This window comes from Myroides sp. LJL115 (assembly GCF_054871665.1).
In genome coordinates, this window is record NZ_JBTXLS010000006.1 from 63,999 (window position 1) to 81,752 (window position 17,754).

At 33.6% G+C, this 17,754-nt stretch carries 9 protein-coding genes; 2 read left to right on the top strand and 7 right to left on the bottom strand.

What is annotated here, in order from left to right; all coding sequences use genetic code 11:
- The 6 genes from ACYSNX_RS02840 to ACYSNX_RS02865 all read right to left on the bottom strand — a co-directional run bounded on the left by ACYSNX_RS02840 (position 1) and on the right by ACYSNX_RS02865 (position 5,271).
- Positions 1 to 294: a hypothetical protein gene (locus ACYSNX_RS02840; protein ID WP_461753175.1), complete on the bottom strand. Its 294-nt coding sequence runs from the start codon at positions 292 to 294 to the stop codon at positions 1 to 3.
- 107 nt (positions 295 to 401) lie between these two features.
- Positions 402 to 737 carry a hypothetical protein gene (locus ACYSNX_RS02845; RefSeq protein ID WP_461753176.1) on the bottom strand — a complete coding sequence of 112 codons (336 nt, stop codon included), beginning with the start codon at positions 735 to 737 and terminating at the stop codon, positions 402 to 404.
- Positions 721 to 1,386, bottom strand: a complete 666-nt coding sequence (locus ACYSNX_RS02850) for an AAA family ATPase (protein ID WP_461753177.1) — start codon at positions 1,384 to 1,386, stop codon at positions 721 to 723. The genes ACYSNX_RS02845 and ACYSNX_RS02850 overlap by 17 nt, the downstream gene beginning before the upstream one ends.
- Before the next feature lie 2 nt (positions 1,387 to 1,388).
- Positions 1,389 to 2,321, bottom strand: coding sequence for an AAA family ATPase (locus ACYSNX_RS02855; protein WP_461753178.1), 933 nt, complete (start codon positions 2,319 to 2,321; stop codon positions 1,389 to 1,391).
- On the bottom strand, positions 2,318 to 4,450 hold the full coding sequence (locus ACYSNX_RS02860; RefSeq protein WP_461753179.1) for a hypothetical protein: 2,133 nt from the start codon (positions 4,448 to 4,450) through the stop codon (positions 2,318 to 2,320). The genes ACYSNX_RS02855 and ACYSNX_RS02860 overlap by 4 nt, the downstream gene beginning before the upstream one ends.
- 635 nt (positions 4,451 to 5,085) lie before the next feature.
- On the bottom strand, positions 5,086 to 5,271 hold the full coding sequence (locus ACYSNX_RS02865) for a hypothetical protein (RefSeq protein WP_461753180.1): 186 nt from the start codon (positions 5,269 to 5,271) through the stop codon (positions 5,086 to 5,088).
- 134 nt (positions 5,272 to 5,405) lie between these two features.
- Between ACYSNX_RS02865 and ACYSNX_RS02870 the strand changes: the two genes are divergently transcribed.
- Positions 5,406 to 6,113 (top strand): helix-turn-helix domain-containing protein, encoded by a 708-nt coding sequence (locus tag ACYSNX_RS02870; protein WP_461753181.1) that lies wholly within the window; start codon positions 5,406 to 5,408, stop codon positions 6,111 to 6,113.
- 565 nt (positions 6,114 to 6,678) lie between these two features.
- Here ACYSNX_RS02870 and ACYSNX_RS02875 read toward each other — a convergent pair.
- Positions 6,679 to 7,314, bottom strand: a complete 636-nt coding sequence (locus ACYSNX_RS02875; RefSeq protein WP_461753182.1) for a nitroreductase family protein — start codon at positions 7,312 to 7,314, stop codon at positions 6,679 to 6,681.
- Between the two features lie 720 nt (positions 7,315 to 8,034).
- Here ACYSNX_RS02875 and ACYSNX_RS02880 point away from each other — a divergent pair.
- Positions 8,035 to 17,709, top strand: a complete 9,675-nt coding sequence (locus ACYSNX_RS02880) for a beta strand repeat-containing protein (protein WP_461753183.1) — start codon at positions 8,035 to 8,037, stop codon at positions 17,707 to 17,709.
- Positions 17,710 to 17,754: the final 45 nt, after the last annotated feature.

Here is a 17,754-nt window from a genome sequence, read left to right on the forward strand (position 1 = left end):
CTATTTTTTTAAATGTGTTATTACTAATTGTTGGATTGGATCTACATATAAGCTTGCAGGTATTTTGGCATCTTCTACGAGATAGTAAAGGACCCTATCTTGCCCATACATACAATAAGGAGGTCTCCATTGGTGTGTGATAACAAACTCCATTGCTTCTTTAACTTTATGAGATAGATACTGGCTCTTATTCATAATGAACTTATGGCAGTTTATACGATCACTGATCTCTAGGAATGGAACTAGAGAATCTAGATGTAATACTCTTTTAACTACGTTTTTCTCTACTGTCATATTCTTTTAATATAGTTTCTAATTCGTTTTTATCTTTTAATATTATTTGATAATCATGGTGGTCTTGATTATTAATAAGCCACTTTTCTAAGGATTCTATTTTTAAACTAATTTGCATAATTGTCATAATGAGTACATTTATTAGTTATAGTTTTAAATAATGCTGAAGGGTAGTTATTGAATAACTTATCTGTTACCATTAAGTAATAGTTGAAAATGAATTTTGGCTTTTGATTGATATATGAATCAACTTCATTTTTAAACTGAGTTTCAAGCAGGTTTAAATGGTGTTTAAAATAGTTTTGTAGCGATTTGTTTTGAAGTCTTTGCTGTAAATCTAAATTTGACTTTGATTTATTAGACACCCATTTTATATAAAAATCAACTCTTAGCTGATTATACTCTTCAGTAGACATATCTAGTATCTTATGTATCTTCATCATCGTTCATTTTTGAGTTAGTTACTCCGTGTAAATCTTCATATCCTTTTTGCCAAACAATATACTGGGTTGATAGAGGGCCATACTTTCTGCCCTTATTTGTTGCTACATATCCACTTACCACAACCTTTTGAGTAGCATCAAAATTTATTGAATGTTCAAATTCAGTTCTTGGTTGCATACCTTTTCCATGTCCGATGACAACAAACAGTTTGTCTGCATATTTTCTAGTGAACTGAAGGTATTCTTCATAAGAAGAAAACAAATACATCGCTGAGTCAATAAATATTATCTGTGCTGATCCTCGTTTACTAAGTCGTCTATCAAGTTCCGTTAAATTGTCTTCTACTATAGCGATATTAGAAGCAACATCTTGCATTTGAAATGTCTTAACCCTTGATTGTAGGTTTTCATCATCTAACCCTTCTTCTTTTGAAACAAGCAATGTTTTTTCAGTTCTAGCAAACTCTTTTAAGAGTTGCATCACAAATGAGGATTTACCTGAACCTGATGGACCATATATAAACCACCTACCTTTTCTTTGAGGATGTCCAAACACATCATAAAATCTACCTGTGAATTTTATTCTTTCAATTTTGGTGGATATAATATTTGATATAGTAGATGCACGTTTCAATTTCTTATCAGACATTTCTATATCATTTTTGGCATTCCTAGTATTTTTCTTACAAAGTCCTCAGTAAGTTCCTCTCCAGTTCTGTCTGCTTCTTTCATTGCAGGAACTAATACATCATGTAGTTCTCCATAGTTATCACAGTTCTGTTTTAAGAAATTAATCAGAGCTCGATCTTTAATGTTTTGAAGAAAAATAGAGAAGGTCCTATCAATGTTCGGCAGTTCTCTAATTCCAAACTTCACTCTACGATAAAACTGAGGTATACCAGATCTGTTCTTTTTTCGAAGCTTATCAAGATTATCTAATAGCTGATTTGTACCAATTAAGGTTATACCGCAGATTCCATTCAAAGCATCATATAACTCCTTCATACTACATAATGCTGGTTGCTTCATATACTCAGACTCATCAAATATTAGGTGAGGCTTAAGTCCTTCTAATCGTAATTGTTTTAACTTCTTGGCAATCTCTCCAATCTTTTTACTTTTTGTCTTTGGAGTCGCAATTTTTAAAGTGTCAATAATCTTATCTAGCAAATCTCCAATAGTATCTAGAGAACCAACAACTATTTTGAATGTATCTATCGGGTTAGCCTTTAAGAATAGATTTGATATATAAGTCTTACCTGAGCCTGTCTCACCGATAACTATATTGGTGCTGCCATTTTCTTTTGCGTCCTCTAAAGTTGCAAGCATTCTATATAATTGTGGAGTTTCTCGCATATCCCAATATTGCTTACTTAACTTAAATCCAATAAACTCAGCAATTATTAAGTACCATTTCTCTTTAATTTCAGATTTACCAACTGTAGTTTCACCATTTCGAATACTAGAGATGTAGCTTTCATTTACACCTGATCGCTTAACTATTTCATTTGCACTGATCTCATGTTTCTCTATATAGTTATTAAGCGCTTCACTAATTCTGTTTTTCTGCTCTATTGTAATCATATGTTTGCGTATTTATTTAGGTTTACCTTATTTTTTAAATATTCATCTTGCTCACTTTTCCATTCTACATCTATAATCTTCTTTTCTACCTTGTCTTGTTTAGATGTAAGTTTCTTTGCAGCATTTTCAATTCTTTCAGCTGATTTCTGATCCTTATGTTGGCCATTTGAATCTGATATCATTAATTTTCTTAAAGTGTCTAATTGTGGGTTCGAATCGAAAAAGTCATCTAGTATTTGTGATCTATCCGTATTTCTCTGTAACACCTGGTTGTTTAGGTTTTTATTAAAGTCAAATACTTTTTGTCTCTCATTAACATCTTGTTGTTCTTGATCATACAATGCCATTGGTTGAATGTATTTTTCTTCAAGAACAAACTCAAGTTTTCCAATCTCTTCAACTAACTTTCCATTGGAGCTTTTAGCATTAGAAACTAATATTTTGGAAGTATCATCTTCATCATAAAACACCATCCAATCCTCATGCATATGTTGTCTAAAACTTAAATCAAAAGTATCGTATGCTAACTCTCTACCATTAATAGTAGGAGTTAACCCATCTCCTCTAAGCTTATTTGTATATCCTGTTGTTTGACCATAAGTTCTTAGATATTGATTGATTGTCATCTCTATTTTTGCAGTACTATCTAATTCCTTAAAACTATCAACGTATTGTGTGAGCTTCTCCGACCTATCTAATTCTATTGCATTAATCAGCTGCGCTCTACATCCTTGTTCATCAGGAAACTGATGCCTAATCTTATTTAAGTAATCAGAGTTAACTTGATTTTCTTTATTAGCTGTAACGTTATGTCCTGACCAGTTAGAAACTAACTTTGCTTGGAAATACTTCTCATTAAACTTGTCAAAAAACTGCTCAATTGGTTTAGCTTTTGAGTTTTTTACTTTAGCTGGAGTGAAGTATCTAGCAGTTGATTCATATGTAGGTCTTAAATTGGCTATTTGATAATTATCTGTTTGTAACTGATATGGCTTGTATTTGTTGCCAAATAATTCTTCTGTATGATTAATAGCATTTTTCAAAGCTGAGCGTATCAAAGAAGGACTTTCACTTGGTCCAATTGCATAACCTATGATGTAATCATTATAAGGATCTAATACCATTACAACTGTTAACCTATTATGGTAAGTAGTCACTGAATTACCTGAACTATTTATAGTTGTCTTTTGATACAAGAGCTCTGCATCCCAACCATCCATTGTCCAGAATAACATACTAGCACTTGGTTTACTTCTTTTAACCTGCATGTGCTTTTGATGCATTAATTCAGTTATTCCTCTTTTACCTGTAAAAACATACATATCAACATCCTTGCGTATTTTTGCTACAACTCCAGCACCAATGGTCTTATATGATTTACTTACTGCTATAATGTTATATATATCTACAATTTGCTCATTATTAAGATTCTGATGCTTACTTAATAACTCCTCAATTATTGCGTATTGTTCAGGAGTCACAACTGAAGCGGCATTTCTTAATCCATACTTACCTGATATGATGGATTGATATCCTTCTTTGATGTATCTATTAACCTTATGTCTTAAGCTGTCTTTTTTTGTAGGTAAATCGTGTTTTACGCCTTGAAATGCATTAACATCATTACTTAATGATTGCCATATATCAAACTGACCTGTGATACCTAATGACCTAGCATATATCTTCCTTTTGGATCTAACTTCAAGTATTGCATTTAGGACACTTGCATTATAAGTGTATAGTTCAATCACATCAGGTTCTAGTTTACGATTACCATCTTCTCCATATCTGTGACTCGCAAAAAAATCAAATGCAGCACGATCACTTATATAATGCTTGGCAAAAAAAGACTCTCTAACTTCTTCTTTGGGCTTACCGAAGGTAACGGTCAATTGATCTCTCCATTCCTGGTTCAGTGAGTCAAACTCTACTAACGCATCAAATCCAAATGAAGCTCTTCTTAATTGACGCTCAGACTGTGTATCTGATTTCATTCTTTGATTTAGCGCCTTGTATGATATTAGTTTTAAAGAACTCTCATGATAATCTCTATCATGAATTAAGAACTTTATTTTTACACCTAATTTTTTCTCATGATATTCAAATGGTGTTTCTTTTGTTATTGCCATAATATATCTCTTTTTGCTCCTGCTCACGGCTCGAACGTGAGTGCCTGCCTGCCAGGATAATCACTATATTTGAGTTTCTAATTTTAAAATATATGTGATATGGTTACTTTTGATTTAGAAGGTGAATTAGCTCATGCAAAACCAATAGCTAAATACCTTATTCAGTGCTTAGTTTATCCTACTCATAAAAGAAAAATGTCAGTTGTCTGCGATTATGACAATACTGGAGTGAACGCTTCTCTGTCTAAATGCTGTTGTAAAGAATTTACGCAGGTAGGTCTTACACTTCTTTATGAAACTAAGCTCTTCCAGAATATAGAGGTCAAATACATAAAACCTTAACCCATTAGGTATGTTACGGCATATAGTACGAGTTGATCCATCTATAGGGTGAACATAAGTGAACCTACTTCTATTAAATACTTCAATAGCTTCATATATATTTTCACACCCTAAAATATCTATGGTAACTAAATGTCTTCTTTGAAATATATTTTGTTTCATAACTAACTACTTAATAATTGATAAAAGCTTTCTTCTAATAACCACGCCACATAGCGTGGTTACTTTTTCTATACCTGTTAGATTAATATCTTGATCTACGTGGTAAATTGTTTTCGTTGTTAATACCATAGCTATTGTATTTCGATTTTAATTTTTGACGCTTCTTCTAGTAGTAGTTCTTTAGCCATCTTGCGAATGTCCATGGCTAGAGGAGAGTTGTTGAAATAGCATAATGAAGTATGTACTGTTTGAACGGTGGTTTTTAAATCAGATGCTATTTTCTTTTTAAACGTTGCAGGCAATTCAATTTTGTTCATATCTTTATATCCTTAATTATTGTTTATAATTATAAATAGATATTAGTATCTATTCTTATTTGTTTCAATTGTCTGTTGCAAATATAGTATACAAATTGAAAACAACAAGTTTATTTAAGTAAAAAATACACAAAATGAAAACAAATATAGATAAATCACTGATACTTAGTAGGTTTAAGGAAGTTAATAATTTCAATACAGATATTGAATTAGCTGATTATTTAGGAATAAGTAGGTCTACTTTATCAAATTGGTATAAAAGAAACTCATTAGACTACGACCTATTGTTTTCAAAATGTGAACAAATAGACATTAATTGGCTTCTTACAGGAAATGGATCTATGTTACAAAATAAAACCTCAATCTTAGATGCCTCTCCAGTAACGGGAAATAGAAAAACAAAGGATGCAGTTATAGAGTTACAGCGAATTCCAGTCTTTAATCTTGAAGCTACAATGGGATTAATTCCTGTTATAAATGGTAGTACTGATGATGAGAAGATTATAGATTACATATCATTGGGTATGTTACCAAGTTGTGATGGTGCTATTTCAGCTACAGGTGATAGTATGTATCCACTTTTAAAAGCTGGGGATCTCGTTGCTTACAAATCTGTTGCTGTAGAGAGAAATAGTATATTTTTTGGTGAAATGTATCTATTAGCTATTCGAATAGATGAAACAACTACTATGAAGACAATCAAGTTTATTCACCCTAGTGATCTAGGTGAAGATTATATTAAGATAGTTTCCCACAACCAACATCATGCGCCTAAAGATGTTCATCTAAATCAAATAGTCGCAATTGGACTTGTTAGAGCTTCTATTAGATTACATAATTAGCTAAAGCACTTTAAATCAATTTATTAGGGCTTACTATTCGTTGTGCTTAGTGAATTATAGGGGTAGTTAATAGCGTTTTATAGTTAGTTATCAATTAAAAAGTGACTATATAGGGGCTGTTTGAGAGTGTTTTTTTACATTAGAGAGGTGACCCATGAGGTGACCCATGAGGTGACCCAATATTATTATTTTAGTAAAATCAAATATTTTAATTTACTCTTTAAACACTTTTAAGAACCTACTTAAAGAGTGTTTAATGATAATATATAATTACAATAAAAGGCCGCTAAACACTTGATTTAACGGCCTTTTATGCAGTATTTTGAAGTTATGTACTATTAGTAACTATATAAGGAAGTACTTCGATTAATATTATTCATCTAAATGGAACTTATTTAGACATTAAAGACTATTAATGGACATTTCATTTTTTATCCATTTCGACCTTTTTTTATCGTAACCCATTGATTTTATTGAGTTTTCGACCTTTTTTATAATACTATACTTTGGTTATTTCATTATAGGGGGGATATTTAGGGGTATTATTTCTATAATTTTTTTAATCTTAAAGGTGTTCTTCCACTAATTGGTCAACTCCAATTCGGAACTTAGGTAAAGTGGAGTTCCAATCTTTTTCTGGGTTTTTATATCCTAAATAAAGTAATACAGCGCTTTTTAACCCTTTTTCTTCTAGGTGTAAAACCTGGTCAATGACTTTGTTGTCAAAACCTTCTGCTGGTGTAGCATCAATTTTTAACTCTGCTGCTTGTGCAAGTGCTAAACCTAAACCTATATAAGCTTGTTTTGCAGCGTGATCAACTTGCTGTTGCTTAGTCCAAGTTTTAAATAATTTCTTTAACTGATCTGTATAAGAATTAAATCGTCCATCTTCTAGTCCTTTTGCCTTAGTAGAGGCGTTAAATACCTGATCAATTTTCTCATCTGTATATCCATCCCAAGGTGCAAATACTAAAATATGAGAACAGTCTCTCATGCACTCTGGGTTTAAGGATCCAGGAGTTAGTAAATCTTTTGTCTTTTGATCTTCAATAACAAGGATGCGGTATTGCTGTAGTCCAGAGGAGCTAGGGGCAAGGTTGATAGCTTGTAATATCTTATCTATATCTTCTTTAGTGATTTTTTTTGTTGGATCATAGGCTTTAGTAGCCGATCTCCATTGTAAATCTTCAATTAAACTCATGTACTGTTATTTTTAATTTTAATAGCTCTGTTGTGGACAATATAGGGCTTTTTAGCCGTATCTAGAAAAAAACCATCTTAAAGTAAAGGTAAAGGTTTGTTGGTGTATCATTTTATTCTATTAGCAATATTTTAAGGTTTTAGTTGGAATTCACTTGATGAATTTTTTCTTTAAGTTCTCCTTTTTAAGATATACTTTATTTTCGGTTTATACATTATAAGTATATTTATTTGTAATATAGTTGATTTAATTCGGATAAAGTTATCTTATTTTAAGTTTAAATGATGTTTTTTGCAATTTATCTATTAAAAAATCTTTTTCTAATTTAAGCTAGAATTTACTGAATCAGTGGTTTTATGATATTTTTTCTTACAACTGGCTTCTTTTGTTAATAAATATAATAATTCAACAAGGTTTTTATGTATAAAATATTAAATAAAAATTGTTAATTTTTACAAAATTTAGATAATAATCTATAAATTGTAAGTGTCTAATTGAAATAAAGTCATTTAAGGCTTTTAGTAATAGTTTTTTATTCCTTTATAAGATGTAAGCAAGAGTGTTTATGTTAAATAATTTACACTTTTAAGTTATTTTATGAAATAACGAATTTCTCTCTTATATCCCTAATTAGGCTTTAATTTAGAATATTAGGGAATTTCTAAATAGAAGTCTCCTATGGTTCTTAACAGATATAATACCAAAAAATGCAGTTAGTTTATGAAAAAAAATGTACTCTCCGTAGCATTGTTAATGATCTCGAGTTTTGCTTTGGCCCAAGTTGGAATCGGGACTTTACGTCCAAACAGCTCCTCTTTGCTTGATATACAAGCTAAAGAGGGCGAATTTAAGGGAGTCTTACTACCTAGAGTAGTGTTAAAAGACTTAAATATTAACCCTAGTCCTAATGAAGGGACTCCAAATAGTTTACTTGTTTTTAATACTGCCAAAGGTAGTGGTATTACTCCAGGATATTATTATTGGATGGATCAAAGATGGGTGCGTTTACTTACTTCTGTAGACTTAGAGGATTTTTCCTTTGAAGGAGTGACCAATGAAGAATTGGCCGTTAATTTACAGAACTCTACTTTGTTTTTAAAAGATTCAAGAGGAGGTATTGTGGAGGTTCCTTTATCACAAATAAATCTTGTAACAACCATGGAGGATAAAGGTAAGGGAGTATTTGTTTATACTTCAGAAGATAATACCCAAACTATCATGGATATACCTGGTCAGGTGATAAGTAATATTATGGAGATTCTAGAGGATCAATCTGTTGTTAATTCTATTACTCAGGTGATTTTAGCAAATGCTAAAAGCCTTAAGGGAGATACAATGATTGCTGTAGAAGGAGGGCAGAATGCTGTTTTATCTACAACGCAGTTATCCCTTATTGACCATAGTATTACCCCTAGTAAATTTCAACCAGGTCAGGCAAAACAAATTTTAGTCACCGATGAAGAAGGAAAAGTAAATTGGGTAACTGTAACAAGTGAGATGATCGATGATATTTTGCAAGCCAAAGTATTCATGCCTATCCTAATAGATAATAACGATGGTACTTTTACCCATTATGGACAGAAAGATATTGATCCCGATACAGGAATGCCTATTTTAGGTCAAGGAGTAAACTTTGATGCCAATACCCTTCGTATACAAGAGAGAACTACATCCTCAGAAAAAGGTATTTATGATTTTTACGATGGGATGACATCTTTAGAAAAACCATTAATGACTATTAGTACCCAAGCTAATTCTATTTATTTTGATAATAGCAGCACCGTTATTCAAGGGGATAATCTGCAAGAGGTAGTAGAGAATTTAATTGAGAAAGTAGAGACCTTAAAATTAAATCCAGCTACTGTACAAGGAAGCGACATTTTAATAAATAACGCTACTTCTTTACAAGGAGCAGTGCTTAAGGATATGACTTTAAGTATCGCTGATGGTGCGGTTACTCAAAATAAACTAGCAAATCTATCGGTATCTACTTCAAAGTTGATTGATCAAAGTGTTACAACACAGAAAATTGCTCCGGGGCAAAATAAGTACCTTTTAGCTACTAAGAATAACCAGGTACAATGGATAGAAGCAACTGATGATGTATTAAAAGAAGTTGTTTTACAAAACCAAACTATTACTGTTTTAGATACTAGTGCAAATAATGGGACTTTTGTTTATTATAATGAAGCAGATTTTGATGCAAACGGGAAGATAACTGGCCAAGGAACCTCTTTTGACGCTAATACTTTAGCTATACAAGACAATGGAAAAGGTGTATTTACTTTTACCGATGGTAAGAATAGTTTGACTAATCCATTAGCGGTTATTGATATAGTACAAGTTGTTCAAGATAATATCCAAAATATTCTTTCTAATACCAATGTATCCCAGGAAATATTTAACTCTGTAGCTGCTAATGGTCAGTCATTAAGACCAGCAGATAGCTCTATTGTTGTAAGTAATGGAGAAAAAGCAGTTTTAAACAACACGACAATTTCGGTAGCAGATCAGGGAATCACTCCGGCAAAAATTGCACCAGGAGGAGATAAAAATTTTTTAACTACCATTAATGGTAAGGTACAGTGGACTCCACTTATTAATGATTCAATTAAAGAGGTTATAACTAGTTTGCAAAAAGTTACTAAGCTTGACGTAGATCAACAGGCAGGTACTTTTGTATATTATAATGAAGATGCTGTAAACAACGACGGGGTAATTATTAAAGAAGGAGTTTTTTTTGATGCAAATACCTTAACCATTAATAAGGATGATGAAAATAATGCAGACCCTGGATTGTTTATTTTTAGAGACGGGGCAACTAGAGCTGGGACTCCATTAGCCCAAATAGACATAATAGGAACGGTTGGAGCTAATTTGGATACGATTATTAATCAGGGAAATAACGAGGAAAATATTTATAATGTCATTGCCAATAAAGGGCAAAGTATGATTTCTGAAGATTTATCTTTAAATATTGAAGATGGAGGTAAGGCAGTTTTAAACGATATCAATATTACTATTGCCCAGGGTGGGGTTAAAACGAATCATATAAATAATAAAGCTGTAACAACTGCTAAAATTGATCCTTCCAAAACAAGCAGCCAATTTTTAGTTACAAATTCTGAAGGTGAAGTAGCTTGGGTAGATACAAGTGATCAAATGTTTCAAGATATCATTAATAACTATCCTGGTAATACTTTACTTAGAGACAATGGTAATGGGACATTTACCTATTTTGCTAAAGTAGTATTAGATAATAATGGACAAATCGATGAGCAAAACTCAACAGGAGTTACCTTTAATGCCAATACCTTAAGAATTGAGGAGAAGCTTGATACTCAAGGTAAGGTTACTGGAAAGTATGAGTTCTATGATCAGAGCTCTCCTACTGTTCCTATTGCTACTATAGACGTTCCTGGAACGGTAATCAATCACTTCCAAGATATTATATCTAATCAGGATGTTCAAAATACTATTATTAATGTTATACAATCTAACGCAAAAGAATTAAGTTCAGACGGCTCTATAACTGTTAAAAATGGAGAGAATGCTGTTTTAAATACCACTGAGATAGAAATTACACAAGGGGGGGTTCAGACGAAGCATATCGCCAATCAAGCTGTAACTGCAGATAAAATAGGATCTGATACCAATCAAGTAGGGTATATTTTAACAGCGGGTTTAAATAATACAGCAAGTTTTCAAGCTGTAGGGGAAACTTTACAAAACTCTTTTACAGGAGATATTGTATCGGATGGTAGTTTAAGTGTAGTAAATGGGGAGAATGTTATTATAGGTAATCAGGATGTGAGTATTCAAATAGATACGGCAGGTGTGAAAGACTACCATATTGCCAATGCGGCAGTTAAAAATCAACATATCGGAGATAATAGCCTAGCTATAGGGAAAATTTCTCCAAGTGGGTCAGCTGGAATGGTTGCAATGATTACCGATACAGATGAGGTAGTATTTCAGCATTTGACTATAGGCACTTTTGAAGATGGTGAAAATTTGACTTCCGATAATGAAGCTATAGTAAAGGTTAATGGAGGAGAAGGTGCAGTACTTTCTACAGTTACCTTAGGTATAAATAATAAAAGTATCACCTCAGATAAATTCAAAGCTAAAGATACAGATAAGCAAGGAAGTGTAGCTACGGTAAATGCAGATGGAACAATAAGTTATCTACCTGTTGATGCAAGTAGTATTCAGGGAGGATCTACTGTAACTACGGATGGTATTATTATTATAAATACTGCGAATTCTACCACAGCCAATAGCCAAGACGATACAGTATTAAAAGATTTGTCTTTATCTATTGCAGATAAGACAATCACTAATACGAAAATTACTGATGGAACTATTTTAGGAGATAATATTGCAAGTGCAACCATTACAAATGACAAGTTAAGCTCAAAGCTAGGAGGGGTTGATATTGCCGAAAAGAAAATTTTAACAAGTGATGGCGCTGGAGGAGTTGCATGGGGTGAAATAGGTGACTTTACAATGTCTGGAGAAAATTTATCCACCGATGGAATTATTCAAATACAAGGCGGTGCTCAAGATGGGGTAGGTGCTGTACTCAAGGATATTACTTTAGGAATAAAAGACAATAGTATTACCAAAGATAAGCTTTTATCTACCGAGAATGGATCTAATGTAGATGAAGGACTTCTTTTGGTATCCGATGGAAATGGTGGATTTGATTATATGTCACAAGCGGGTGTTTCTGTTGATGGAGCAGATTTATCCTTAACGGATGCTTTGCGTTTTACGGATAACACTAATGGCAAAGATGCTGTGTTAAAACCTTTTACATTAGATATAAACGACAAAGGAGTTAGTAATGAAAAATTAGCCTCTAAATCTGTTACAGTAGACAAAATGGATTCTGGTAATGAAATTGCTAATATGGTTTTAACAGCAGACGGGCAAGGCAATGTAATCTATCAAGAACTAAATAGTACTGCTCTTGCTGGCCAAGGTGCTAATATGAGTTCAGATGGCTCTATAGAGGTACCCACTAATAATGCCTCAGTGCTAAAAGATATTCAAATTGGCATAGCTAAAGGTGGTGTGAAAAATAGCCACATTGACACTTTAGCTGTAACAAGTGGAAAAATAAACTCAGAAAAAGCTTCCCAAGGAAGTATACTTAATGCAGATGGACAAGGCAATGCTTTTTTTACTAGTTTGAGTGACTTTGCTTTAACTAATGGAAAACCTATTACATCAAGTGGACAAACAATCACTGTATCACCAAACAATGCAGCCCTTATGGATGTTAACTTAGACATCAGTAAAGGAGGGGTCTCTAACTTTCATGTTGCTCCTAAGGCTATTAGCGCAGATAAGATTTCTTCTGAACAAATAAGCAAAGGTTTTGTTTTAACTGCAGATGGGGAAGGTGGCGCAGAGTACACTGCTATGTCTGACATTGTAATTAGCAATGCAAAAGATCTTAGTTCCACTCAAGGAACTATTAAAATAACCTCAGGAGAAGGTTCTATATTAAAAGATGTAACCTTGGATGTTGCTGATTTAGGAATTTCAAATAAAAAGCTTGCACCTTTAGCAGTAAGTACTGAAAAAATTGCTGCTGCTGCTGTGACACCTGTACAAATTGCACCTGGTGATGCCTCTACTATTTTAGGTACCAAAGGCGATGGAAAAACAGTAGCTTGGTTAACAATAAGTGATCCTATTTTTGACGAAATAGTAAAACAAAATGAAACTAATACCTCTATTGTAGATAATAAAGATGGAACCTTTACTTATTTTAATGAAAGCAGTTATGACCTTCAAGGTAATTTAATTGCCGGAAGTGGTATAACTTTTAATGCTAATACCTTAACTATTACGCAAGATACTCCTTTTGTATATGTTTTTACGGATAAAGAAAGTAACCTACCTTTAGCTACTATTGATACAAGAGCCCAAAGTATTGTCTTTGAAGACAATTCAACTATTATATATAATAATGTGGAAGAGGCAATCACCAATATTATTGATCGCTTAGAAACACTAGAGAAAAATAGTGAAGGAACTTTATCTGGAGCTGGAATTTTAATTAACGATTCAGCTTCTTTGGATAATGTATTAGCCCAAGATGTTACCCTTAGTATTGCAGATAAAGCAGTAACTACTGTTAAGATAAATCCTGGAGTGGAAAAACAAATTTTAGTAACCAATCAACTTGGAGAGGTTCAGTGGGTAGATGGTAGTGATGCGCTTGTTAAAGAAATTATACAGGCTAATGAAAAAGTTACTCTTTTGCAGGATAATAAAAATGGGACTTTTACATATTTTAATGAATCCGATATTAACACTCAAGGACAGATTATAGGTGATGGAGTAGTTTTTAATGCTAATACGCTTTCTATTTCGGAGCAAAATGGAGTGTTTTCCTTCTATGATAAGTCTTCTGTAAACCCTATTGGAATAATTGATATTCCAGAGGCAGTAATTCAGAATATTACCGAAATATCTAAAAATGAAACGGTTCAAGAAAACGTGTATAATATGGTAGCTGCTTCTGGAAAAGAAATCTCGGCAGCCGATAACTCTATTGCTTTGGAAACTGCTGAGAAAGCCGTATTAAATCCAATGAAAATTTCCATTGCTAAAGGGGGAGTTACAAATGAAAAGGTAGGGTCAAAGGCAATTACAGAGGATAAGTTATTTGCAGGAGAAGGGAAAGAAAGCTTTGTACCTGTAGCTCAAAAGGATGGATCGGTTGTTTTCCAACCTTTTTCTGGGGCAATTACAGCCAAAGGCTTAAGTGTAGATGAATCATTGCTTATTGGGGGAGAAGGGCAGGCTGCAAGCGCTTTATTACAAGATATTTCTTTACAAATTAATAAAGATGGGGTAAAGACAGACCATATCGATGATTTAGCGGTAACTGCTAGTAAAATTGGAAGTGAGCAAAGTGCACAAGGTACTATTCTAACTGCCGATGGTTCAGGAAATTCAATTTTTCAACCTGCAAATGATGCCATTAGCTCCGCTATACAAGCAGATCTAACTAGTGATAATTCCTTGGTAGTTGAAAACGGTGAAAATGTTTTATTTGGGGATACTACCACAAGGGTTAATGTGAAAATTAATCAAGGCGGAGTAAACGGAGGACATATAGCATCACAAACTATTACAGATAACAACATTGCCAATACTACTATTAGCTCTGCTAAATTAACCGCCGGTGAGGGTACGGCAAATAGAGTATTAGTGGCAAATACCCAAGGACTAGTTGCTTATCAAAATCTTTCTGCGGATTTAATTACAAATAAAGGAAGTATTAAAACAGATGGAATTATTGTAGCTTCTGACAGTGGAAAAGATAAAGTACTACAAGATGTTACCTTGTCTATCAAGAACACTTCTATCGGAGTAGATAAATTAAATGGTGGTGGAGCTCCTGCTGGGGCTGTAGCAACTGTAGGTGCTAATGGAGTATCGGTAAACTACTTGCCAATTACTCCAGATGTTATTACTAACACAGGTAGTATTACAAGTGTAGGATCCTTAAATATACAAGACCATGGAAAAAGTACTGTATTAAGTAATGTTATTATAGATATTAATAAAGAGGGAGTACAAACCAGCCATATTGCACCAAATGCAGTTACCAATCCACTTATTGCAAATTTAAGCGTAACAGCCAGTAAGATGTCTTCTGAGGGGGTAACAGCAAAAAGTGTATTACTAAGCGGAGAGGATAACGGTGTTGTTTGGGGTGAGTTAGGAGATATTATCACCGAGACAGCTGGTAGTTTAACCACTGACAATGTAATTGTAGTAAATAATGGTAATCCTACTAATGCATTACTAAAAGACCTAAGTATTGGAATTGCTAAAAATAGTGTAACCTCAGATCTTTTAAGTTCAAAGGAAAACGGGACAAATGTAGATCAAGATTACCTTTTAGTAACTGATGGTAAAGGAGGTTTTGACTATGTGTTAAAAGAAGCTATTTTAAGTGGAGGAGAAGATTTAAACTTGGGAGATGCTTTAGAATTTGGAAATAATACAACAGGGTTAAATGCAGTATTAGCCCCAACTACTATTCAAATTAAAGATGGCGGAATTCAAAGTGCAAAGGTTGCAGATAAAGCTATTATTAGCTCTAAAATAGGCTCAGGGAATGCTCCAAAGAATACTGTTTTAACTTCTAATGGAGACGGTAGTGTAGCTTATGTGGCATTAAATGAAAATGCTTTTTCAGGTAATGGGGCTTCTTTATTAAGTGATGGTTCAATAGAAGTATCCCCTGAAAATAAAGCTTTATTAGCCTCTACTAGTATTTATATTGCAAATAAAGGAGTTAAAAACCAGCATATAGATACCAATGCAGTAACAAGCGATAAGATAAGTTCTAAACAAGGTGCAGAAAACTCTGTAGCTGGAAGCGTTTTAAGTAGCGATGGAAAAGGTAATACTGTTTTTACTAGTTTATCTGATTTAACTTCTAGTCAAGGTGGAAGTTTAACTACTGATGTCTCTCTTGTGGTAACTGCCAATAATAAGGCGGTTTTACAAGATATTGAAATGAGTGTCGCCCCAGATGGAATTAAAAATATACATATCGATGATCTTGCTGTATCGGCAAATAAAATTAGTTCTACTGGACTACCAAGCTCACTAGTATTGGCCTCTGATGGCCAAGGTGGAGCGCAGTTTAAAGATATTTCCCAAAGTATAGCATCCTCGGGAAAAGATGTAGTAGGTACAGATGGTATAGCTATTACTACTGGAAACAAAGCTGCTCTGCAAGATCTTAGTATCGGTATTGCTAATAATGGTATAGTTGGTAAAAAAATCGCCGATGATGCTATTGCCTCTCGACATATTATAGATAAAAGTGTTTTAGAGCCACATTTAGCAGATGCCTCTGTGTCTAGTAGAGCAATTGCTAATCTTGCTGTAAAAACTGCTCATATAGTAAATCAAAATATTACTAGATCAAAAATTGCATCTGATGCGGTTGGCTTTGACCAAATAGGTTCGGGCGAGGTATATGGAAAAGTTATAAAGGACAAAGGTATTACTGTGAGTAAAATTGATCCAGAAGATGCAATAATTGGGGATGTATTGACAGTTCAATCCGATGGAACTGTAGCTTTTGTTAAAGGAGCGTCTACTACTCAAGGACCTGGAAGTATTACATCTGACCCAACCATTGGTGTGACAGGAGGAGTAAATGCAACTTTTAAAGATGTTAACTTAAAGCTTAATATTAATTCGGTTGGTACCCAGCATTTGATGGATAAAGCAGTAGCTGTAGAAAAACTTGCTGATGCAGCTGTTGTCACACAAAAACTTGCTAATACAGCAGTAACCTCCGAAAAACTTGCTAATACAGCAGTTGGTTTTTATCACATACAGCCAGATGCTATTTATGGGAATGTGATTAAAAATGCGGCGATTACAACAGATAAGTTAGCAGATAAAAACGTTACAAACGCCAAGCTGGATATTGCTTCTGTATATGGAGAAGCAATTGCTACTAATGGAGTTTCTGCAGATAAAATAAGCTCTAAACAAGCAAGTGTGACTGCTGCTTCAGGGAGCGTGTTAACTGCTGATGGAAATGGTAATGCTGTTTTTGCTCCAATGCCTTCTATTGTGGGAGATGGAACTTTAGCAGGAAAGGGGCCTATAACGGTTGACAATGGCTCGGGATCAGTAGTTAAAGATGTGAATTTAAGTATTGCTCCTAATTCTATTTCCAATGAATACATTGGCTTAAAGGCTGTAGCCAATAATCAGATTCAAGAACAGGCAATTTACGGTAGTGTGATTAAACCTCAAGCTATAACTACCGATAAGATTGCCAATGCAGCAATTTGGGGAGATGTGATTAAATCTCAAGCCATTACTACGGATAAAATTGCTAATAGTTCTGTTACAGATGCTCAATTGGCTGATAACTCAGTTATGACCACAAAAATTGCAGACAGAAACGTTAGTGTTGCTAAAATATCTTCTCAGGGATCCCAAGACGGCTATGTTTTAACATCTGATGGAAATGGAGGTGCTAGTTTTATGCCAAACAATACCACTTCTTCTAATCCGATGAATAAGGTATTCTATTTGCCTGCTATTTATGTAGAAGTAGAATCTGGTAAAAGCGCTTCTATGGATTTATACCAGCAGTACGCAACACAGTTTCAAGCCCCAATGGTCAGTAATCCTGGTGCAGGGGAAAATGCTAGTTTACCTATTTTTCAAAGTAATCAACTGAATTATTTTATTACCTATTATGATCAAGATGTGTTTTATGATGTAAAGGTGAGTGATGATGGTGTAATGAGTTATAATGTTAAACTCAATGCAGTACCAACTGGTAAAACTTACTTCAATATTGTTTTACAAATTAAGGATGAATAACCTTACTTATCTAGTATATCTATTGTAAAAAAGAGGTATACTAGT